Raw genomic sequence first — 21215 nt, 5'->3', positions numbered from 1 at the left:
GGGCCCGGACGTCCCCTTACCCCTCGGCGGGAGCGCCGCGTCCCGTCCGCGGACGGGCTCGGCAACGGCGAGTTGTGTGAGACTTTGCCCCTCCGATCCCCGAAACCTCCCTCACCAGGGAAGGAACCGAAGGGTGGTGTGCCGTCACGGAGAGGGACAGCGATGATCAGTACGGATTTCACGCCCGGGGCCCCCTGCTGGGTCGAGGTGTCCTCACCCGACGTCGAGGCCTCGACAGCTTTCTACGGGCACGTGTTCGGCTGGAGCGCCGAGACGCACATCCGGCAGCTGGAGGGCTACAAGTTCCTGTGCGCTGAGGGGCTCGCCGCGGCGGGGGTCAGCCCGGTCATGGGGGAGAGCGACCACCCCTCGTGGACGGTGTACTTCGCCGACTCCGACATCGAGGACACCATCACACGGGTGGAGCGGCTGGGCGGCTCCCTCCTGGTGGAGCCGTTCGACATCTTCGACCTGGGCCGCCAGGCACTGTTCCGCGATCCCCAGGGCGCCTCCTTCGGCGTCTGGCGGGGGGAGATGTACCTCGGCCTGGTGGGACGGGTCAACAGCCTCTGCTGGGTGGAGCTGCGAACCACCGACGCGCGCGGCGCGGCCGAGTTCTACACCGGGGTCTTCAAGTGGGACCTCAGCCCGTTCGACCCGTCCCTCGGAGGGGAGGAGGTCGGCGGGTACACGGTCCTGCGCCCCGCGGGCACCGGTGACGAGCGCACCCACGGGGGCATCCTGCAGGCGGGCCCCGGGGACAGGGGCCGGTTCGGCGGGGAGGAGGACTGGCACCCGGTGTTCGCGGTGGCCGACTGCGACGCCGTCGCGGAGAGGGTCGTGGCCGCGGGAGGACACGTGCACACGGAGCTGGAGAACATCTCGGGCGTGGGACGCCGCATGGTCTGCTCCGACCCCTTCCAGGCCGGGTTCGTCCTGCTCAACTGGCCGCCCGGGTGACACCGGCACCGCACGGCCGGGGCCCGCGCCCTGCAGGGCGCGGGCCCCGGCCGGAACCCGGCGGCTACTGCCGCGACACCGCGGACGCGCCCCCGCGCAGCACGAACTTCTGGATCTTGCCGGTGGCCGTCTTGGGAAGCTGCTCCACGAACTCCACCTGTGTGGGCGCCTTGAAGTGCGCCAGGTTGTCGCGGGCGAAGGCGATCAGCTCCTCCTCCGTGGCCGCGGCGCCCTCGCGCAGCACCACGGACGCCTTCGGCGACTCGCCCCAGCGCTCGTGCGGCACGCCCACGACGGCCGCCTCCAGCACGGCCGGGTGCCGCAGCAGGACCCCCTCCACCTCGACGGACGAGATGTTCTCCCCGCCGGAGATGATGACGTCCTTGATCCGGTCCTGGATCTCCACGTACCCGTCCGGGTGGGTGACCGCCGCGTCGCCGGTGTGGAACCAGCCGTCGCCCATGGCCTTCCGGGTGGCCTCCGGGTCGTTGTAGTAGCCCTTCATCACCACGTTCCCGCGCACGGTGATCTCTCCGACCGTCGTGCCGTCCCAGGGCACCTCGACGCCGTCGGCGTCCACCACCCGCAGCTCGCCGGAGGTGATCAGCTCGACCCCCTGGCGTGCCTTGACGGCGGCGCGGTCGCGCGGGGACAGGCCGCCGTGCTCGGCGCGCGGCTCGCACACGGTGATGAACGGCGTGGTCTCGGTCAGCCCGTAGACATGGGTGACGGTCCACCCGAAACCGTCCTCCAGGCGCTCGATGGTGTCGGCGGCGGGGGAAGCCCCGGCCGTCACCACGTGCACGCCGGACGGAACCTCGCCGCGCACCTCCTCGGGGGCGTTGGACAGCATGATCAGCACGGTGGGGGCCGCGCACAGCCAGGTGACCCCCTCGGAGCGGATCAGTTCGTACACGGTGGCCGGGTCCATCGCGGGCAGGCACACGTGGGTGGCGGCCGCGGCGGTCACCGTCCATGTGTAGGTCCAGCCGTTGGCGTGGAACATCGGCAGCGTCCACAGGTACCGGTCGTCGATGCCGATCCGCAGGTGGAGGAGGGTGCCCACCGAGTTCATGTACGCGTTGCGGTGGGTGATCATGACGCCCTTGGGTCGGGCCGTGGTCCCGCTGGTGTAGTTGATGGTCAGCAGGTCGGTCTCGTCGATCTCGGGACGGGTGTAGTCCGCCGCGGCCTGCGCGACGAGGGTCTCGTAGTCCTCCCAGCCGGGGCGCGCCCCCTCCAGGGCGACGAACCGCTCCACGTCCGGCATCTGGTCGCGGACGCCGTCTACAGCGTCGAGCTGGTCGGCGTGCACGCACAGGACCCGGGCCCCGGAGTGGTTGACGATGTAGACGAAGTCGTCCGCCGACAGCCGGAAGTTGACCGGTACCAGCACCGCGCCGAGCTGCGGCACGGCGTAGAAGGACTCCAGCTGGGCGTGGGTGTTGGGGGAGATGTAGGCGACGCGGTCGCCCTTGGAGACCCCCATGTTCTGGAGTGCGCGGGACCAGCGGTCGCAGCGGTCGAAGAACTCCTCGTAGGTGAGCCGGAGGCCACGGTCCACCACCGCCTCGCGCCGGGGGTGCAGTCTTCGGGTGCGGCGGGCGAACTCCAGGGGAGTCAGGGCGAGTTCCATGGTGCCGGGATGCCTTTCCGCGTCGGTGATGGTGGGCGGTGGTCGGGGCGGTCGCCCCACGACCACCATCACCGGACGGCCGCCGGCTGTCCAGGGGTGATCCGTCCGGGCCGGGGGCCTCAGAGACCGAACAGACGTGCGGCGTTGCCGTACAGCACTCCCCGAAGCCAGTCGTCACCCAGGCCGAGCCAGGCAAGGGCCTCGATCTGTTCGAGGTAGGGATAGGGGATGTTCGGGAAGTCCGTGCCGAACAGGATCCGGTCCGCGATGCCCTTGAGCCGGGGCACCTCCTGGTCGGGGAAGGGCGCCCAGTCCTTGGAGAACTCGGTGAACACCATCGTGGTGTCCAGGTGGACGCGCTCGTGGTGCTCGGCCAGGTCCAGGAACGCGCGGTAGTCGGGAGCCCCGGCGTGGGCGATGACCGCGGTGAGCCCGGGGTGGGCGCGCAGGGTCTCGGCGAAGGGTTCGGGGCCGGTGAAGGGGCCCTCCTCCGGGCTCGAACCGCAGTGGATCACCACGGGCGTGCCCGCGTCCGCGATCAGCCCCCACACGTCGGCCAGCAGCGGATCGCGCGGGTCGTAGCGGCCGACTTGGAGGTGCGCCTTGAACACGCGGGTACCCGCCTCCAACGCCGCGGCCACGTAGTCGCGGGCCTCCGGCTCGGGGTAGAAGGTGGCGCTGCGCAGGCAGTCGGGGTTGCGGTCGGCGAAGTCGCCCGCCCAGTCGTTGAGCCAGGCGGCCATGCCGGGCCGGTGCGGGTAGGAGAGGGCGGTGAAGTGCCGCACCCCGAAGCCCCGGAGCAGGGACAGGCGTTCGTCCTCGTCGAAGCGGTAGTTGATCGGCCACAGGCCGCCGAGGGCGTCGAAGTGGGCCCACACCTTGCGCAGCACGTTGTCGGGCATGAAGTGGGTGTGGACGTCGATGAGTCCGGGGAGTCCCAGGCCCTGCCAGACCGCGCGTACGGCGGCGGACTCGGGCCCGTGTTCGTGCGCGGTATCCGTCGTGCGGGAGGACCCGGGATCGGTTCCGGCGGCGGTGTCGGAACGGGTTTCGGTGCCGGTGTCCGTTGTGGCGGACCCGGAGAAGGACGAGGCTCGTGTCACGCCGGAAACGATACGGGTAAGCGCTGGTCAGAGTCATGAAGACGCTCAGAAAGCCAGGAGGATTACTCCGGTCACGACGATGACGGAGGCGGCGACCCGCACCGGGCCGAACCGCTCCCCGAACAGCAGGGCGCCCAGCACCGCGGCGAAGACGATGCTCGTCTCGCGCAGCGCGGCGATGCCCGCGACCGCGCCGGTCAGCTGCGCCCACAGCACGAGCCCGTAGGCGACCGCGCTGACCACGCCGCCCAGGAGGCCGAACTTCCAGACCGGCTTGAGCTGGCGTGGAAGTGCGCCGCGGCGGGTGAACACCGCCACCACGAAGAACACCGGTCCCTGAAGGATCATGAGCCATGTGATGTAGCCCAGCGGATCCTGGGTGAGGCGGACCCCGTGGGCGTCGACCACGGTGTAGACGGCGATGCTGACGCCGGTGGCGAAGGCCGCCAGCAGCGCGGGGAGCTGTGCGCGGGAGGGGCGGCCGCCCGCGAACACCAGCGTCGTCAGCCCGGCGGAGACGACCAGGACCCCGGCCAGGTCGGACGGGGGCATCGACTCGCCGAGCAGGAGGATGCCGGTCAGGGCGACCACCCACGGCGCCGTGCCGCGTGCCATCGGGTACACCTGGCCGAACTCGCCGGTCCGGTAGGAGGCCATCAGCAGGCTCATGTACAGCAGGTGGGTGGCGAGGGAGGCGAGCAGGACCGGCCATGCCTCGCGCGGGGGCGGCCCCACGACCGGGAGCAGGGGCAGGGCGGCGAGCATTCCGCCGAGGCCGATCAGGGCGAACCCGAGCAGGCGGTCGGTGATGGAGTGGGCGATCGCGTTCCAGCCCGCGTGCAGCAGCGCCGCGAGCAGGACCACGGCCACGACCCACGGCGTCATGGGGTGGAGACGGGCATCGGGGGCGGAAGGGGCATCCGGCAAGGCTAGGCGGTCGTCCACAGGCCGGGGAGCGCGGGGTGGTGCCGGGACCGCGGTGGGCATACCTGTCACGGGGGACGTGTTCCACGGCGCGGAGGCCGGGCACCCCCATCAACAGCATGCCCCTCCCGGGAGCCGTCCACCACCCCGCTGTCACGCCTGTGGACAGCCCTTCTGAGCCCGCGCGCTGGGCCTCCTGACCTCGCGGGCTCCGGCCCCCACGCGCTCTGGCTCCTGACCCCACGCGCTCCGCATCCTGAACCCGCGCGCTTGGCCTCCTGACCTCGCGGGCTCCGGCCCTGCGCGCTCCAGCTCCTGCGCGCTTGCGGCCCCCGCGCGCTCCAGCGCCTGCACGCCTGCGGCCCGCCTCGGAGACCGGTGCCGCTGCCGCCGGAATGTCGTAGGCGCGTGTGAGTATCGGGACCTGCCCAGTCGAGGAGGCCCCCATGTCGTTCCAGGCTTATCTGGATGCCGTCGAGGACAAGACGGGTCTGACCCCGCGCACGCTGGTCGACCGCGCCAGGGAGAAGGGCTACGACGACCCTTCCGTCAAGGCGGGCGCCATCGTCCAGTGGCTGGCCGAGGACTACGGTCTGGGGCGCGGCCACGCGATGGCCCTGGTCCACGTCATCAAGAAGGGCCCGCGGATCAGCGCCAAGCACGTGGGCACCACCGGTACCCATCGGGACGCCTCGACCGAGCTCTGGCTCGACGGCAAGACGACCAGACCGCAGACGGCCTGAGGCCGCGCGCCCCTGCCTGGCTCCGAGCCCTTTCCCCGTCCCGCCACCGCCGGAGGTTTGGGATGGTCTGGCCGAGCGGGACCGGAACCGACTGAGTCGCGGCCTGGTCGGGGGTCCGCCTCGGCCGGTAGACTCCGTACGGATGGATGCAAAGAAGGGCCTTCCCGACAAGGGGAGGGCCCTTCCGCGTTCTACAGGGCGTCGTGCTTGGCGACGGCCAGAAGCGCGAGCCACGCCGGAGCTTCGGCCACCGGGACGTGCCCGAGCCCGCGATGCTTCGTGTCGCGGAGGGCCGCGCCGCCTCCAGGAAGGTCGGCGACCTCGACGCAGTCAGAAGCGTTTGCACTGTAGGAGGACTTGCGGAACTGGAGCGTGGATGGATGCATGTTCTGCCTCTAGTTGATGATGGTCTTCATGAGGTCGATGGACGCCGCTTTCGACAGCGCGTCCATGCTGACGTGGTCGAATGTGGTCTTGTATTCGGTGACTTGGTCGGCGTCCTCCAGGTAAGCCCCGGTCTGCACGGTGTCGATGTAGACCAAGGGCGCGTCCATGTCGTCGGTGTAGTCGAGGATCGTGAACGCCCCCGATGTCGACGCGAAGATGCCTGCGGCCAGCGGATGCACCTGGATCGTGACGGAGTTCAGGGCCTCCGCCACCTTGACAAGGTGGCCGATCTGCTCGCGGGCGAGCCTTGGGTCACTGTGGTGTAGCCGGAGGAGCGCTTCCTCGGTGATGACGGCGTGCAGCTCGGGGGCGTCGGCGCGCTGGAGGATCTCCTGCCGTCTCACCCTGACAGCGACGATGCGCTCGATCTCATCCTCTGTACGTGCGAGGGACGCGCGGGCTGAGAGGGCTGCGTAGGCGGGGACTTGGAGCAGGCCCGGCATGACGATCGGCTGGAAGGTGCTGATCTTCGATGCTTCGGCCTCGAAACCGATGAAATCATCCGGCAAGACGTCGTCGTACTTGCGGAACCAGTCCTTCTGCTTGGACTGCCTGCCGAGTTCCAGGATCGCTTCCCGGCGCGCGGTGTCGGTGACGCCGTAGGTCGTCATCAAGTCCTTGAGCGCGCTGGAGTCCGGTCTGGAACGTCCGGCTTCCATGTGGTTCAGGCGACCGGAGGTCCATCCGAGCGCGTGCCGGGCCTCCTCGATGGACATGCCCGCCTCTTCGCGCATGCGGCGTAGCTCGCGCACCAGTCGGCGCTTTCGCACGGTGGGTGACTGCGGCATGGATGTCCCTGTGTTGTGGGTGGATGGCGTGCTGATCATATGACGCGGCTCTCTGATCAGGACATTTCGCTCAGTTTGAAGCGTTCCTATTGACGCTTCAGTCTGAAGTATTCATGATGGTGCTTGCATCCATCCCGCCGCCTTCATCCAGCGGCACCTTGTGTAAGGAGGCGCCCCGTGCGCTACCTGCTCCTGATTGCGTCCGCGCTGTGGCTGGTCGCCCGCGCGGCCGCCCACGCCGTCCGCCGCCGCGGGGCCCGTGTCCGGCGGTACGCCGCCGCCCCGCTTCCGCCCCGTCCGCACGTCATCACGGGACCGATCCCGCTGATCCTGCCCAGCCAGACCACCGGCACGGCCGCCCCGCCGCTGCCCGCACCGAAGGCACTGCCCTGGCGGACCCTCGCTCCCGCTCCAGCGCCGATCGACGTTCTCCAGCGCCGCTGTGGACAGCCGTCCGGTGGCCGCCACCGTGACAGTCACCGTGGCTGCCACCGTACGGTGGTGGTCGCGTGAGTTACGAGCGGCGGAACCAGCCGCCTGACCTGATCGGCCTGTCCGACCTGGTCGAGGCGCTCTCCGAAACCCTGTACGTGCCGCGCCCGTTGCAAGCCAACCCGGAGACGGAACGGCAGTTCCACGCCCTGCTGCGCGACCGCGTCGCGCACGCCCGTGACGCGCTCCTGAGCCTGCGGGGCGAAGGGAGGCTCCCCGACCTGGAAAGGCTGGCCGGGTGGCTGTACATCCACGCTGCGGAACCGCCTTACAAGGCCGTCTGGGACGAGGGCGCCCCATGATTCCTCAGGCGTGCCGTGAGACCGTGCTCGACCGCACCTGCCGACACCACGTGTGCGCGGAGGACGCCGGGCACGACGGCGACCACGTGTCCGTGCGCGGCTACCGGTGGGAGCCGCCCAGGGCGACCCTGGCCAGGCTCCGCGCACGCTGGGAGCACACGCACCACGTGGCGTGGACCGGCTCGTACTGGGTGGCCACCGCCCACGACCGGAGCGCCCCGCACCGCTCCCACGTCGAGCCCACTCCCGAACAGCTGGAACGCAAGCTCCGGGAGCAGCCCGAACACCCGTGGGTACTCGCGCAGCTGTCCCGACACAACCACTCACGGGAGACCCGGTAACGGGGCACGGAAGGGCCGGAGGGCGGCCCCGGACCCGGGGCCGTCTGTGCCGATCAGAGGAGGTGGCCGTGGCCCGATCGCGGCCCCGCCCCCCGAAGGGGCCGAGCGGTCGGGCCACGGCCGGTCGGGTGTCCGGACCGCCGCCCGGGTGACGGGAGGCGGCCCGGCTCGGGGGCCGGTCACCGATCATCCGACGATCGGAGTGAAGCCGGTCGCCGCCCGGTCGGGGCCGTCCGGCGACCGGCCCTCAGCCCTCGAAGGGCATCGCCATGAGCGGATCGGAGGTGGGCTGCTCGGAGCCGCCCTCGGGCTCGACGGTGACGGCCACGCCCCCGGTCGCCTCGTCCTGCGGCGCGGCCAGCACCGGGAGCACGAAGCCCGACTCGTCCACGGAGAGCACCCCGGCCGAGTAGACGCTGCCGTCGTCACGGGTCAGCCAGAGCTGGTAGTCCTCGTCCTCCAGCCGCTCCAGTCCGTGGGCGCTGAACACCAGCCGTCCGCTGCTCTCGGAGTGCACCACCGTCACGGACACGCCCTCCATGGGCTGGGCCGTGGTGTGGTCGGCGTCGGGGTCGGAGAGCACCGCCGCGATCTGCCGCTCGTTCTCCCGCAGGTCCCGTACCTGGCGCACCTGGTCGATGACGACCGCGCCCAGCGCGACCATGACGGCCAGGCAGGCGGCCAGCGCCAGTCCCAGGCCCCGGGTCCAGCGCCCCGGACGCGGCACGGGCAGGCGTTCGGGAGCGGGGGCGAGCTGGCGGGTGCGCGCGACCTCCTCCAGCACGCGCTCGCGCAGTCCGGCGGGCGGCGTACCGGCGGCCGCGGTGCCCAGGAGCGCGACGGTCTCGGTGAAACCACGCGTCTCCTGTACACAGGAGTCGCATTCGGCCAGGTGGTCCTCGAACCGCACGCTCTCACTCGGCGACAGGGCGCCCAGGGCGTAGGCACCCGAGAGGATGTGCGGATCCTGGCCCAGTGTCCTCCTCACCACTCCACCCCCAAGCAGTCCCGCAGCCGGATCAGGCCGTCGCGCATCCGCGTCTTCACGGTGCCCAACGGCGTCGAAAGCAGGCGGGCCACCTCACGATAGGTGTATCCGCCGTAGTAGGCCAGACGTACGGACTGGCCCTGGAGTTCGGTCAGGGTCTCCAGACAGCGGCGCACCCGCTCGCGCTCCAGACGGTTCGTGGCCTCCTCGGCCACCTCGTCGTAGGGGCGCTGAGTGCTCGCCGCCGCCACCCTGGCCTCCCGGTCGGTGGCGGCCTGCTCGGAGCGCACCCGGTCCACCGCCCGGCGGTGCGCGAGCGTCATCACCCACGCCTGGGGGCTGCCGCGCCGCTCGTCGTAACGGCAGGCGGTGCGCCACACCTCCACCATCACCTCCTGGGCGACCTCCTCGGACTGGGCGGGGTCGCGCAGCACACGGCGGACGAGCCCGTACACCGACGGGATGACCAGGTCGTACACCTCGCCGAACGCGCTCTCCTCACCCCGGGCCACTTGGCGGAGCAGCTCCGTGAGCCGCTGGGCCGGCGGAACCGGAGGCTCCGCCTCCGCCCCGCGGGGGCCCCGGGGTATCGCGGCGTGCTCGTCCATCCGCTCCTCTTCCTGGTGGTCCTGCGCTGCTCGCCTCGTCCGTGCGCCGGGCGGGCCCGGGTGTGCCCCGAAGGATCCCGATCCCTTCAGAGTCGCACGTCAGCCGTGCCGTCGTCCGGCTGTTCTTCCGTAGCGCGCCCGGCGGGGCTCCGTGGACACCACGGAGCCCCGCCGGGCGCGGGTGCGGTGGCGGTCCCGGACGGCCCGGCGTCAACGCTCGGACCGCCCGGGGGTCGCACCGTGCCGGAGGCCGTTAGGCGGGCATCAGCACGCCGTCGATGATGTACACCGTGGCGTTGGCCGTCTGCACGTTGCCGCAGATGACGGCCGCCTCGCCGTTCACCGTGAACTCCTCGCCGGAGCCCTCGGTGGTGACCTCTCCGCCCTGGAGCGAGGTGAACGTGCCGTCCTCCAGGTCGGCCGGGGTCTGGCGGCCCTCGACCACGTGGTAGGTCAGCACCTCGGTCAGCTGCTCCTGGTCGGCCAGCAGCGCGTCGAGGTCCTCCTGCGGGATCGCCTCGAACGCGGGGTCGGCCGGGGCGAAGACCGTGATGTCCTCGGCCGAGTTGAGCGTGTCCACCAGGTCCGCCTCGGTCACGGCCGTCACCAGCGTGGACAGCACCGGGTTGTTGGACGCGGCGGTGGCGACCGGGTCGTCCGCCATGCCCTCGAAGCTGCCCTCGCCGTCGGCGGGCACCTCGGCGCAGCCGGAACCGAAGTTCTCGCCCGCCATCTCGGTGGTGCCCTCCTCGCCGCCCATGCCGCCGCTCTCGGACTCGGCCGCGGTGGGGGTCTCCTCGGCGGCCTCCTCCTCGCCGCCCATGTCGCCGCCACAGGCGGTCAGACCGAAGGCGAGCGCGGCAGCGGCGGCCGTGATGGTGAGGCTGCTCTTGCGGACCATTGTTTGCTCCTTCAACTTGGTTAACTTCTGTTGGCTCACGTCACCGACTTGCGCCGGTGTTGGTCGAGGGGTACGTCTACTCGGCGGTGAACCGGATGCCGTGCCAGCCGGTGGCGCCGTCGGGCACGGGATCCACCCGTTCGGCGGGCTGGGTGAACCCGGTGGCGTCGGTGGCCCGGACCTCCACGGAGTGCTGGCCGGGCTCGACGGTGGTCTCGGCCACCCACTGGACCCAGGTGTCGACGCCGGGGACCGCGGCGAGTTCGGCCCGCTGCCACCCGCCCCCGTCCACACGCACCTCCACGGCGTCGATCCCGCGGTGCTGCGCCCAGGCCACTCCGGCCAGGACGACCTCTCCGGCGTCCACCCGGCTCAGGGGCGCGGGCACGTCCACGCGGGACATGGTCTTGACGGGGGCGCGCACGGCCCAGCCGCGCTGCGCCCAGTAGGCCCGCTCGTCGGCGAAGCGGGTCAGCTTGATGTCGGTGACCCACTTGGTGGCGCTGACGAACCCGTAGAGGCCGGGGACGACCATGCGCGCCGGGTAGCCGTGCACGTGGGGGAGGGGTTCTCCGTTCATGCCCACGGCCAGGAGCGCGTCGCGACCGTCCATGACGACCTCGGTCGGCGTGCCGCAGGTCCAGCCGTCGTCGGAGGTGCTGAGGATCTGGTCCGCGCCGGACCGCACGCCCGCCCGCCGCAGCAGGTCGGCCAGGGGGAAGCCCAGCCAGCGGGTGTTGCCCGCGAGGTCGCCGCCGACCTGGTTCGACACGCACGTCATGGTGATGTCGGCCTCGACGAGCTCCCCGGCGAGCAGTTCGTCCATGTCGATCTCGAAGGGGCGGTCCACCATCCCGTGCACCCTCAGCGTCCACCGGGTGGAGTCCAGCCGTGGAACGGTGAGGGCGGTGTCGATCCGGTAGAACTCCCGGTTGGGCGTGGTGAAGGGGGTCAGCCCCGGAACGCCCAGTTCGGTCGCGGCGGGCAGCGGCGGCAGCGGGTTCGCCGCCGCGGGAAGGGCGAGGGCGGAGCGCGAGCCCGCGTCTCCGCTGAGGGTCGGCAGCAGGCGTCCGAGGCCACCGGCGGTGCCGGACACGGCCAGGACGCCCGCCGCGGTCAGCACGAAACCGCGTCTGCCCGGGCCCCGGTCCGGTCCGGCCTCGGGAGGAGCTCCCTCCGCGCCCGCCGGTGGCCTCGGACCGCCCACCCCCTGTGGTCCGGGGTCCGCCTCGGGCCGGAGCGTCCCGCGCGCGCCGCGCACCAGGAGCGCCAGGGCCAGAGCCCCCGCGACCGCCCCGACGAGCACGGGCACCGGGGTACCCGGGTCGTCGGAGCGGTGCGGAAGCACGGCGGCCAGCCCGACCGCGGTGAACACCGCCAACCCCGTGTACCCGACGACGGGCCGCCGGAGCGACGCCGTGCCGAGTACGGCCCCGACACCCAGGAGGACGGCGATGATCCCGGCCACGAGCACGACCTTGTCGGCTCTGCCCAGCAGGTCGATCGCCGCCTCCACCAGGGAGGGCGGTGTGGTGTCGACGACCGTGTCGCCGACGGCGACCACCGGAGACACGGTGCGGAGCAGTCCTGCGGCCAGCTCGGCGGTGCCCAGTGAGGCGCCGACCGTGAGCAGCCCCACGACTGATCCGACGACGACCCGTCGCCTGTCGCGTGGCGGGGTGTTCCCGCGTGTCTCGGTGGTCACGTCGGTCATTCGCGGCTGACGCGGGGGCGGATGGGTGTTTCCGCGGAATTTTTTCCGTACCGCGTGAGAAAGCCCGTGACCTGCGGTGACGTGGGGCCGTCAGCGGCCGACAGAGCGCCGCCCGTTGCCCGTCACCCGTCCGGGGCGCCCCCGCCGCCCGCCGGGGACTCCTCCGGGCCCCGCTCCCGGAACCCGTTCGAGGCCCGTCCGGGACCCGTCCGGGGCTTTCGCGCCGACCGGACCGCCCCGCACCGGGCACCGGTCGCTAAGCGGACGTAACCCGCCAACAGCGGGCAGGGCGGTCGGTTCCGCCCCGCGGGTGCAGGAGGATGTTGCCCGTACGTCTCCTCAACGATCGGAGTTCCCCCACATGGCGAGGAAGTCGCCCCTACCCCTGGTCGCGCTGGCGGTCTCGGGCAGCCTCCTGCTCAGCGGCTGCACGGTCACCGAGGGGGTGTCCGACTGGTGGTCCGAGACCTTCGGAAACGCGTCGGGCCCGCCCGAGGTCAGGGAGGAGTTCCCCTACGTCCGTGAGGGCCGCATCTTCCAGGACACCGGCCGGGACAACGAGATGCGTTTCGCCGTCACCGGTCTGGAGCGCACCGACGAGTACACCGTCATGTACTACGAGGTCACCTACCTCGACGAGTTCACCGGGCCCAACCGGAACATGAGCATGGCCCACACCCTCGTCGATCCGCTCACCGGCCGCGTCTACCGGCAGTTCCTGGACGGGGAGGGCCTCAAGTACGGCTCCGAGAGCCCCAACCAGGACGGCCTCTACCCGGTCCACGACGGGGTCACCAACGAGTACGTGCGCTACTTCCCGCGCCTGCCCGACGAGGTCCGGCAGGTCACGTTCGTCGGCAGCGGGCTCGGGGCCATGACCGGCATCCCCGTCGTGGACGTGGAGGAGGAGCGGGCCGACCCGCAGGACCCCAACGGGGCCGACCACCTCACCCCGGACGACCCGCCGCCGGGCGGGGAGAACCTCACCTTCGCCAACCGCCGCCCGGACGCGGACGCCGTGGCCGACGAGGGCTGGGTGCAGAGCTTCGTGGACTCCGAGATCGCCTCCACCACCCGCGACGGCGACCGGGAGATCATCTCCCTGCACTCCGACGTCATGTTCGAGTTCGACCGCTCGGACCTGACCTCCGAGGCCGAGGACGTGGTGAGGCGCGCGGCCACCAGCCTGGCCCGCAACGTCGATCCCGACGAGCCCGTCATCACCGTCATCGGCCACACCGACAGCATCGGCGACGACGCCTACAACGACAACCTGTCGGTGCAGAGGGCCGAGAGCGTGCGCGACCTGCTCGCCGAGGAGCTGGGCACCGACTACACCCTTGAGGTGGAGGGCCGCGGCGAGCGCGAGCCGATCGCCCGCGAGGGCGGCCCCGACGACGACGAGGCGCGGGCGCGCAACCGGCGGGTGGAGTTCTCCTACGTCTTCAACACCACCGTGGAGGCCACGGAGGAAGAGGAGTACGACGACGACGCCCTGGGCGCGGCCCAGCGCAACGTCACCTGGCCCGCGCCCTACGACGACGACCCGGGATCCGTGGTGGCCGAGGGCGAGCTGGACGGGGTGCGCCTGGAGGTCTACCCGCTGCGCCGCGACGGCGCGTACGTCATCGGCACCGTGGCGCTGACCAACACCACCGACGAGCCGACCATGCCCGACATGGGCGGGCAGGAGGCCGTCCAGGCGGGCGGCCCCGAGCAGTTCAACAAGGGCACGCTCGGCGGCTTCCAGCTGCTGGAGCCGGAGAGCGGCCTGGTGCGCTACGTGGCCCAGATGGACTTCGGCGAGGGGCGCTACAGCAGCTTCGCCGAGGAGGTCCACATGCTCCAGCCCGACAACACCTACAGCCTGGTCGCGGTCTTCCCCGCGCCGCCGGTGGACGTGGAGGAGCTGACCCTGCGGGCGGGCCCGTTCGGTGAGTTCGAGGAGATCCCCGTGGAGTACTAGGGCCCGTTCTTTCGGATGTTCTCCCGTGCCGCTGGAGGTTGACGAGGAGCCCGGCGGGGTTGGAGGCCCGGAGGAGACGTCCGAGGAACGGGGACGTCGACGTAGGGCCGACAGCCCGGGGGCAGGCCCGGGCACCGTGCCCGGGAACGGGCCACGGGGCGCGGGGAACGTCCGAGCACGCGAGGGGGCCGCCGACCGGCGGCCCCCTCGGTCGTTCGCGTCGCGGGTCAGCCCCGGATGCGCTCGGCGGCCAGCATGACCACCCGCTCCAGGTCCTCGCGCGGCACCTCCTCGCCGTAGGCGATGGCGGTGACGTACAGCTCGTCGGGCAGCGCCAGGTACAGGTGGCGGCTGGAGCCGTCCACGGTGCCCACGTACTCCAGGTCGCCGCCCAGGGAGTCGGACTCCTCGGTGTGGTAGGTGTCCACGTCCACGTCGACGTCCACCTCCCAGTTCATCTGCTCCTGCTCCCCGGGCACCCGCACCACGTCCGGGTTGGTGCTCGGGTCGGCGTTGAGGGTGAACACCAGCGTGAACGAGGAGGCGCCGGGTCCGGTGCTCCCGTCGCTGAACGAGCACACGACCTGCTCGGCGCCGTCGACGCCCTCCACCTCACCGACCTCCTCGGTGAGCACCTGTCCCGGGGCCAGCTCGCCGACCACCTCCGCGGCGCCGGCGGCCGCGCACGACTCGGGCAGCCCGTACTCCGGCGCGGCCTGCTCCGACTGTTCCTCCTCGGGGCCGGGCGAGGCTCCGGCCTCCTGCTCCGGCGCCTCCTCACCGTCCCCGAAGGGCAGGTCCACGCCGTCTCCGAAGGACAGGTCCATCTCGAACTCGTCGAAGTCGATCACGCCGAAACCGACGAGGGCGAACCCGCCGACGACGGCGACGGCGGCGGCCGTGCCCAGGCACGACAGGGGAGTGGACGGGATCAGGCGCATGGATGGCTTTCGGTCGGGGGAGCGCCGGAGTTCGGGGTGGGGATCCGGCGGGGACACACGAAACTTAGCAAGTCCGCGGAGCGCCCGCGGCAGGGGTCGCCGCCCGCTTCCGACGGGCGGCGCCCCCGCGGGTACGGTGCGGCCCCGCCGCCCTCCCGGGGCGGCGGGGCCGAGGGCGCCGGTGCGTCACATGTTGATCATGTGGCCGGCCAGGCCGTGCACGGCCTCCTTGACCGCCTCGCTGAGCGTGGGGTGCGCGTGGATGTTGCGCGCCACCTCGTGCACGGTCAGGTCCCACTGCTGGGCCAGGGTCAGCTCGGGCAGCAGCTCGGTCACGTCCGGACCGATCATGTGCGCGCCGAGGAACTCCCCGTACTTGCCGTCGGAGAGGATCTTGACGAAACCGCGCGTGTCCCCGAGGCCGTGCGCCTTGCCGTTGGCCATGAACGGGAACTTGGCGACCTGGACGTCGAAGCCCGCCTCCCGCGCCTCCTTCTCGCTGTAGCCGAAGCTGGCGATCTGCGGCTGGCAGTAGGTGGCGCGCGGGATGAACCGGTAGTCGATCTCCTGGGTCTCGGCGCCCGCGATGGTCTCCGCGGCGACGATGCCCATGGCCTCGGCGGTGTGGGCCAGCATCAGCTTGGCGGTGACGTCGCCGATCGCGAAGATGTGCGGGACGTTGGTGCGCCCCCGGGAGTCGATGCCGATCGCGCCCCGGTCGGTCAGCTCGACGCCGGTCTTCTCCAGGCCGTAGCCCTCCACGTTGGGGGCGAAGCCGATGGCCTGGAGGAGCTTGTCGGCCTCCAGGGTCTGCTCCTCGCCTCCGCCGCTGACGGTGACGCGCACGCCCTCACCGGTGTCCTCGACCGACTCCACGCGGGTGGAGGTCATCACCTTGACGCCCAGCTTCTTGTAGGCGCGGCCCAGCTCCTTGGAGACCTCCTCGTCCTCGGTGGGCACGAGGCGGTCGAGGAACTCCACGATCGTCACGTCCACGCCGTAGTTGGCCAGGACGTAGGCGAACTCGACGCCGATGGCGCCCGCGCCGGCGATGACGATGCTCCCCGGCAGGGTGTCGGTGAGGATCTGCTCCTCGTAGGTGACGACCCGCTCGGACAGCTCGGTGCCGGGCAGCAGCTTGGTGGAGGAGCCCGCCGCGATCACCGCGTGGTCGAAGGTGACGGTCTCGGTGGCACCGTCCTCACCGCTGACCTCGACGGTGTGGTCGTCGGTGAAGGTGCCCCGGCCGTTCAGCTCGGTGATCTTGTTCTTCTTCATCAGGTAGTGGACGCCCTTGACCCGGCCGTCCGCCACCTCGCGGCTGCGGCTGTGCGCCTTGCCGAAGTCGAACTCCACCTTGCCGTCGACCTTGATGCCGAAGAAGTCGGCCTCGTTCTGGAACAGGTGGGCGAGTTCGGCGTTGCGCAGCAGCGCCTTGGAGGGGATGCAGCCCACGTTGAGGCAGACCCCGCCCCAGTACTTCTCCTCGATGACGGCGGTCTTCAGTCCGAGCTGGGCGGCGCGGATGGCGGTCACGTAGCCGCCGGGGCCCGCGCCGAGAACCACCAGATCGAAGTGTCGCTGTCCCATGACGGGATCTCCTTGAGTGTGTTTGTGACGCACCCAGCGCAGTCGGCTTGCCCGGGTTGTCGGATTGCCGAACGCCAGCCTAGTCGGGTGCCCCCGGCGCGTGGGTGACCAGCCGCTTCCTTCACGGTACTTTCCGTGGAAGCGCCTGGTCGCAGCGGGTCGCGCGCGTTCGGCGGCGGGAGATCCCGGTCCGCGGTGCCGGTTCCGCGGTGTCAGTCCCGCGGGTCCCGCGCCCTCTCGTCGCCCCGCGCCGCCCCGGCCCTCTCCACGGCCTCGGCTTCCTCTGCGGTCGCGGCCTCCTCTGCCGCCCCGGCCCCGTCTGCGGTCGCGGTCTCCTCGGCGGCCTTAGCCTCCTCGGCGGCCTTGGCCCTCTTCTGCGCGCGGTTCTGCTTGAACACGGGGACGAAGGCCATGACGACGACGATGGCCAGGGTGAACCAGAGGGCGTACCTGTCGACCAGCAGGACGATGTCGACCCCGGTCTGGCCCGCCGCGTAGCCGACCGAGGCCACGGACGCGGTGAGGACCAGTGCCCCTAGGGCGTCCAGCAGGAGGAAGGGCACCAGGCGCATCCCGGTCCAGCCCGCGATGACGAGGACGAACACGGTGGGAACGCCCGGCAGGTAGCTGAGGACGAGTGCGACCGGCATGATCCACGGGTTCATGTCCTGTGCCCGGTCGGCGAAGCGCTGCGCCCTGTCGCCCGGCGCGATGAGGTTGACGAAACCGCGGCCCCAGCGCCTGCCGACCCACCAGAACAGCCAGTCGATCTTCACCTTGCCGACGACGCCCGCGACCACGACCAGCCACAGGGGGATCTCCCCGATCCGCGCGAACGCCGCGGCCGCGCCGATCGCCGCGTTGCTGCCGGTGACGAACTCCAGCAGGACCGGGTGGTGGGCGATCAGGAAGGGCTTGACCGGCGTCAGCGCCATGAAGAAGAGGGGAACGCCGACGAAGGCGGCCATCAGCGCCTTGTCCTGCCGGGTCGCCCTGCCCTCCCAGGGTTTGATCGCGCGCAGGGCGGCCCGGGCCTCCTCCTTCTGCGCCTCCCTCTCGGCGGCCTTGCGCTCCTCCGTGGACAGGGGTGCGCCGTCCGCGCGCGGGGAGTCCTCACCGGCGGGCGCGGTCCCGGACGCGGACCCGGTTCCGGCCTCGGACTCGGGCCCGGAACCCGTTCCGGCTCCGGACTCGGCGTCGGTGCCGGGGCGGTCGCTGTTCAACGTCGTCATACCCCCAAGCTTGGCCGACCGGGGAGGCCCGCCCCCAGACGCAGGAGTCACCGGGTCGGTGTGAGAGCCGCCTGTGTCGCGGCATGACACCTGTCATACGGCGGTACCGGAGCGGGGCCCGGGTCGGCGGTCCCGAGCACGTACCCCGGACCCGTGACCGTCACCCGGCCCGCGGCCGGAAACGCCCTTCCCGGCCGGGCGCCGCGGGCCGTACTCAGTCGGACGAACCGGGAGGCGCGGGCCACTTCCAGCCCGGAGCCCACGCCCAGCTGTCCGAGACTCCCGGCGGCATGGGCGGCAGCAGACGGGCGCCGGGGCGCCTGTCGTCGCCCTGGCCCCCGGAGTCCGCCGTGTCCTCCGTCTCCGCCGGATCCGTCGCGTCCAGGGGGTGGGCCGGGCCCGCCGCCCGGTTCTCCGGAGCCTCCGGCTGCCCCCAGGCGCCCAACGGGTCCTCCGGGGCCACGGTGTTCCAGGACCGGTCCGGGCCCGTCCGGCCCGCCTGCCCCATGTGCTCCTCGGGTTCCGCGGGGGGCCGGGAGTCCAGCGGCTCGGGGCTGCGCCAATCGCTCATCGGCTCCTCGGCGCTCCAGGAGTTCTCCGAAGCGGCCAGGGGCCAGGGCTGGGCCCGGTCCGTGCTCTCGTCGGCCTCCGTGGGGGTCCGGAAGCCCAGCGGCTCGGGGCTGCGCCACTCGCCCATCGGCTCCGCGGCGCTCCAGGAGTCCGGTTCCTCCACCGTTCCTCCGGACCGCCAGGGCTCCCTCGGACCCGAGAGCGGGTCCGAGAAGGGGTCCGAAAGCGGGTCCGCGAGCGGGTCCCCGGCCAGGGGGGCCTCCGGCGGCTCCGGGCGCGTGCGGGAGGGCAGCGGGTCGGCGGCCCACGGGTGCGGTTCGGGCGCTTCGGTCCCCGGGGACCCGTCCCGGTCCTGCGACGGGGTCTCCCACGGGTCCGGCGGGGACTGCGGTTCCGCGGACGCGGCGCCGGTCTCCCCGGGAATCGGGTCGTCGGCCTCCGGTTCCAGCGATCGGAAGGAGGCCGACATCGGACCCGAGTCCACCTCGGCGAAGTGCGCGGCCACACCGAAGTGGCGGGGCGCCTGCGTCCGGTGGGTTCCGGTCTCGTCGTGCTCGATCGGCGGCGCCATCGGATGGCGCACCGAACCGGCCATGTGGATCCGCGTCCACCACGCGGCCGCGTCCTCGTGGCGCAGCTCCTCCAGCACCTCCAGCGACCCCGGGATGTGCGGGTGCCTGCGCCCCGCGCGCCAGGAGTGGCTGAGCGACTGCGGCTCCAGCACCAGCACCCGCGTGCCGTCGACCAGCGGGATGTCCCCGGGAAGGGCCTCGTTGCCCACCCACGTGCCGTCGCCGCCGACCAGGTCCCACTCGCCGCGCACCACGTCCGCCAGCGGGTCCACCGGCGCGTCCAGGCACGCGGCGGTCCACCGGGGGTCGGGCCGGGTGCCGGGCACCAGCCGCCCCTCCTTGCCGATCAGCGCGTCCGCGAGCAGCGTGTGCAGCTGGAAGTTGTCGCCGATCCCGTCGAAGCGCACCTGGAAGCCCCGGCGCGAGGTCCGGTCCAGCACCAGGAGCGTGCTCGCCTCCGCCATCCGCAGCAGTTCGTTCACCTCGACGAACTCACTGAGCTGTGTGGACAGCGCGTGCACGATCTGGGTCAGCCCCTCCAGGGCGCTGGAGTCGGCGCGCACGGCCGCCCGCACCCCGGGGTCGCCCAGCATGGCCTTGGCGGCCAGCCCGTAGCGCAGGGACGTCCACCAGCCCACGGTGGCCAGCGGGGCGTTCTCCCCGAGGACCTCCTCGACGCGCTGCTCGTCGGCCGCCGACACGTCGTTGGGCGCGGGCAGCTGTCCGCCGCCGGTCTTGTCCCACGCGTGCATGAAGGCCACTGCGGCCTGACCGTAACTTCCCAGCTGGCGCAGCACCTCCAGCCCCACCTGTCCCGCGGGCGCTCCGGCCTCCACGAGGGCGCCGGCCAGGACGGCGAGGTCGGCCGCGATCCCGGCGACGGGTTCACTGTCGCCCAGAACCGGGGCCAGTGCCTCCATGGCGATGGCGAGTTCTTCGACGGGCACCTGGGAGGACAGCCGGAACACGTCGTGCACGGCCGCCGGAAACGCGGGTGCCTGGCTGGCTGCGGTGTCGAGCACGCGTTGGAACGCGGCGCGGAACTCATCGGTCACCTGTGAATCCTTCCATACCCACACGTAGTGTCCGTGGTCCGGTCACATGCGCCGATGTCGGACACCGAAAGGATCCCGTCGGCGAGGATCCGCCCGCGTCCACCGGGACGTGCGGCGGTCAGGCGGGCGACACGAACCGGACCTCGTGCGCCTCGCGCTCCGGCGCCAGGAAGGCCAGCAGCCGCAGCCCCTCGGCCTCCGCCTCCTCGCGGTCGGCGGCCCCGATCGGCCGGAACGGCGTCACCTCCACGGCCGCCTTCCCCCCGGCGCGGACCACCTTCCAGGAGCCGCGTACCTCGCCGTCCACGAGCACCGTGGCGGGCGGCATCCCGTTGCGGGAGGCGAGCCGCTTCAGGTCCTCGGCGGAGAGTACCCGGCCGCGGTCGGCGTGGCCGCGCAGCACGTTGTCGAAGTCGTAGAGGAAGCGGACCGGCGCCGGGACGTCCGGGCCGGGGCGCGGGGCGTCGGGGAGGTCGAACAGCTCGGCGCCGTCCTCGCCGCGCAGGACCACCAAGCGCTCGCGCAGGCGGTCGACCACCGCGCGCAGCCGGGTCAGCCCCGACCAGGCCTGCACGTCCTTCACGGTGGCCGGTCCGAACGCGGCCAGGTAGCGCAGGACGAGCGACTCCGGATCGGGCTCGGCGTCCATGGCCAGCCCGGTCCAGGTGTCGGCGGGCGCGAACGCGGGCGGTCCGGAGGAGCCCCACACCCCGCGCGGGGGTATCTGGACGACGGGCAGCAGGGAGCGCACCGCGTAGGACAGGTCGTCGCCGGGAACCCCGGGCCACCGCTCGGCCAGGCGTGCGCCCAGATCGCCGGGGGTGAGCGGCTCCTTCACCAACAGAGCGCGCCCGGCGTCCACCACGGCGTCCAGGTCGGTCCCGGCGAGGGCCTTCCCGTGGCCGCTGTGCGCCAGGCCGCGGGCGATGACGGGCTGGACCGTGGGGCGCAGCGCGCGGAAGTCCTCGGGGGTGACCAGGTGCAGGGTGCCGCGCATGAGGGTGGCGCGGACGAGTTCGCCGTCGGTGAGCTGGCGGCCGACGTCCTCGGGGGAGGGGGCCTCGATCCGGTTCTGGAGCCCGACGTACCAGGTGTGCGTGGTCTGCGCCTGGAGGCCGACCAGGTGGGAGACGACCTCGGTCACCGGCCGGTCCACGCGCCGCAGGAGGAACTGTCGGGCGAGGGTGGCGCGGCCCAGCGCACGCCGGGAGAGGACGGTGTCGGTGGCGGCCATCGCTCGGTTCCTCCAGGATTGCCGGTCGGTGGGGGCACACTACCGGCCGGGTCCGACAGGCGGGCGTCGCGCGCGGGGCGGCCCGGTGCGTCCCCGGACGGCGGACGG

20 protein-coding genes are annotated in these 21215 nt (G+C 72.1%); 6 read left to right on the top strand and 14 right to left on the bottom strand.

Going from position 1 to position 21215, the window contains the following annotated elements; genetic code table 11:
* Positions 1-162 precede the first annotated feature (162 nt).
* Positions 163-960 carry a VOC family protein gene (locus G011_RS0124990; protein WP_019610854.1) on the top strand — a complete coding sequence of 266 codons (798 nt, stop codon included), beginning with the start codon at positions 163-165 and terminating at the stop codon, positions 958-960.
* Between the two features lie 64 nt (positions 961-1024).
* Here G011_RS0124990 and G011_RS0124985 read toward each other — a convergent pair whose 3' ends face one another.
* The 3 genes from G011_RS0124985 to G011_RS0124975 form a co-directional block, all read right to left on the bottom strand.
* Complete coding sequence (locus tag G011_RS0124985) at positions 1025-2596, bottom strand: long-chain-fatty-acid--CoA ligase (protein WP_019610853.1); 1572 nt, start codon at positions 2594-2596, stop codon at positions 1025-1027.
* Between the two features lie 119 nt (positions 2597-2715).
* Entirely contained in the window at positions 2716-3699 is a 984-nt protein-coding gene (locus tag G011_RS0124980; RefSeq protein WP_019610852.1) for an amidohydrolase family protein, read from the bottom strand.
* 45 nt (positions 3700-3744) lie between these two features.
* A complete protein-coding gene (locus G011_RS0124975) occupies positions 3745-4584 on the bottom strand; it encodes an EamA family transporter (protein WP_019610851.1) in 840 nt (279 codons plus the stop codon).
* A gap of 485 nt (positions 4585-5069) precedes the next feature.
* Here G011_RS0124975 and G011_RS0124970 point away from each other — a divergent pair, with 485 nt between their 5' ends.
* Positions 5070-5366, top strand: a complete 297-nt coding sequence (locus G011_RS0124970; protein WP_019610850.1) for a DUF4287 domain-containing protein — start codon at positions 5070-5072, stop codon at positions 5364-5366.
* Between the two features lie 191 nt (positions 5367-5557).
* Here the strand turns inward: G011_RS0124970 and G011_RS31375 are convergent, their stop codons facing one another.
* Both G011_RS31375 and G011_RS0124965 read right to left on the bottom strand, forming a co-directional pair.
* The gene (locus G011_RS31375; RefSeq protein WP_019610849.1) at positions 5558-5752 is read right to left on the bottom strand and encodes a DUF397 domain-containing protein; all 195 of its coding nucleotides are present in this window, start codon (positions 5750-5752) and stop codon (positions 5558-5560) included.
* A gap of 9 nt (positions 5753-5761) precedes the next feature.
* Positions 5762-6601 (bottom strand): helix-turn-helix transcriptional regulator, encoded by an 840-nt coding sequence (locus G011_RS0124965; RefSeq protein WP_081643027.1) that lies wholly within the window; start codon positions 6599-6601, stop codon positions 5762-5764.
* A gap of 177 nt (positions 6602-6778) precedes the next feature.
* Here G011_RS0124965 and G011_RS0124960 point away from each other — a divergent pair, with 177 nt between their 5' ends.
* Genes G011_RS0124960 through G011_RS31905 form a run of 3 tightly spaced genes read left to right on the top strand, consistent with a single transcriptional unit; the run spans position 6779 to position 7736 of the window.
* Positions 6779-7114, top strand: coding sequence for a hypothetical protein (locus G011_RS0124960; RefSeq protein WP_019610847.1), 336 nt, complete (start codon positions 6779-6781; stop codon positions 7112-7114).
* The gene (locus G011_RS0124955) at positions 7111-7395 is read left to right on the top strand and encodes a hypothetical protein (RefSeq protein WP_019610846.1); all 285 of its coding nucleotides are present in this window, start codon (positions 7111-7113) and stop codon (positions 7393-7395) included. The genes G011_RS0124960 and G011_RS0124955 overlap by 4 nt, the downstream gene beginning before the upstream one ends.
* On the top strand, positions 7392-7736 hold the full coding sequence (locus G011_RS31905; protein ID WP_019610845.1) for a hypothetical protein: 345 nt from the start codon (positions 7392-7394) through the stop codon (positions 7734-7736). The genes G011_RS0124955 and G011_RS31905 overlap by 4 nt, the downstream gene beginning before the upstream one ends.
* Positions 7737-7983: 247 nt before the next feature.
* Here the strand turns inward: G011_RS31905 and G011_RS0124945 are convergent, their stop codons facing one another.
* The 4 genes from G011_RS0124945 to G011_RS0124930 form a co-directional block, all read right to left on the bottom strand.
* Entirely contained in the window at positions 7984-8724 is a 741-nt protein-coding gene (locus tag G011_RS0124945; protein WP_019610844.1) for an anti-sigma factor domain-containing protein, read from the bottom strand.
* Complete coding sequence (locus G011_RS0124940; protein WP_013156349.1) at positions 8721-9332, bottom strand: sigma-70 family RNA polymerase sigma factor; 612 nt, start codon at positions 9330-9332, stop codon at positions 8721-8723. The genes G011_RS0124945 and G011_RS0124940 overlap by 4 nt, the downstream gene beginning before the upstream one ends.
* A gap of 253 nt (positions 9333-9585) precedes the next feature.
* Positions 9586-10233 carry a fasciclin domain-containing protein gene (locus G011_RS0124935; protein ID WP_019610843.1) on the bottom strand — a complete coding sequence of 216 codons (648 nt, stop codon included), beginning with the start codon at positions 10231-10233 and terminating at the stop codon, positions 9586-9588.
* A 76-nt stretch (positions 10234-10309) separates the two neighbouring features.
* A complete protein-coding gene (locus G011_RS0124930) occupies positions 10310-11947 on the bottom strand; it encodes a molybdopterin-dependent oxidoreductase (RefSeq protein ID WP_019610842.1) in 1638 nt (545 codons plus the stop codon).
* Positions 11948-12308: 361 nt separating this feature from the next.
* Here G011_RS0124930 and G011_RS0124925 point away from each other — a divergent pair, with 361 nt between their 5' ends.
* On the top strand, positions 12309-13913 hold the full coding sequence (locus G011_RS0124925) for an OmpA family protein (RefSeq protein WP_019610841.1): 1605 nt from the start codon (positions 12309-12311) through the stop codon (positions 13911-13913).
* Between the two features lie 227 nt (positions 13914-14140).
* Here the strand turns inward: G011_RS0124925 and G011_RS0124920 are convergent, their stop codons facing one another.
* The 5 genes from G011_RS0124920 to G011_RS0124900 all read right to left on the bottom strand — a co-directional run bounded on the left by G011_RS0124920 (position 14141) and on the right by G011_RS0124900 (position 21107).
* On the bottom strand, positions 14141-14854 hold the full coding sequence (locus tag G011_RS0124920) for a hypothetical protein (RefSeq protein ID WP_019610840.1): 714 nt from the start codon (positions 14852-14854) through the stop codon (positions 14141-14143).
* Positions 14855-15040: 186 nt separating this feature from the next.
* Complete coding sequence (lpdA, locus tag G011_RS0124915; protein WP_019610839.1) at positions 15041-16444, bottom strand: dihydrolipoyl dehydrogenase; 1404 nt, start codon at positions 16442-16444, stop codon at positions 15041-15043.
* Between the two features lie 212 nt (positions 16445-16656).
* Positions 16657-17676 carry a DedA family protein gene (locus G011_RS0124910; RefSeq protein WP_026338642.1) on the bottom strand — a complete coding sequence of 340 codons (1020 nt, stop codon included), beginning with the start codon at positions 17674-17676 and terminating at the stop codon, positions 16657-16659.
* Between the two features lie 214 nt (positions 17677-17890).
* Complete coding sequence (locus G011_RS0124905; RefSeq protein WP_019610837.1) at positions 17891-19873, bottom strand: hypothetical protein; 1983 nt, start codon at positions 19871-19873, stop codon at positions 17891-17893.
* Between the two features lie 118 nt (positions 19874-19991).
* Positions 19992-21107, bottom strand: a complete 1116-nt coding sequence (locus tag G011_RS0124900; protein WP_019610836.1) for a winged helix DNA-binding domain-containing protein — start codon at positions 21105-21107, stop codon at positions 19992-19994.
* Positions 21108-21215: the final 108 nt, after the last annotated feature.

It is taken from the genome of Nocardiopsis sp. CNS-639 (assembly GCF_000381685.1).
Lineage (GTDB): Bacteria > Actinomycetota > Actinomycetes > Streptosporangiales > Streptosporangiaceae > Nocardiopsis > Nocardiopsis dassonvillei.
This window is presented reverse-complemented; position numbering and strand designations above follow the sequence as displayed.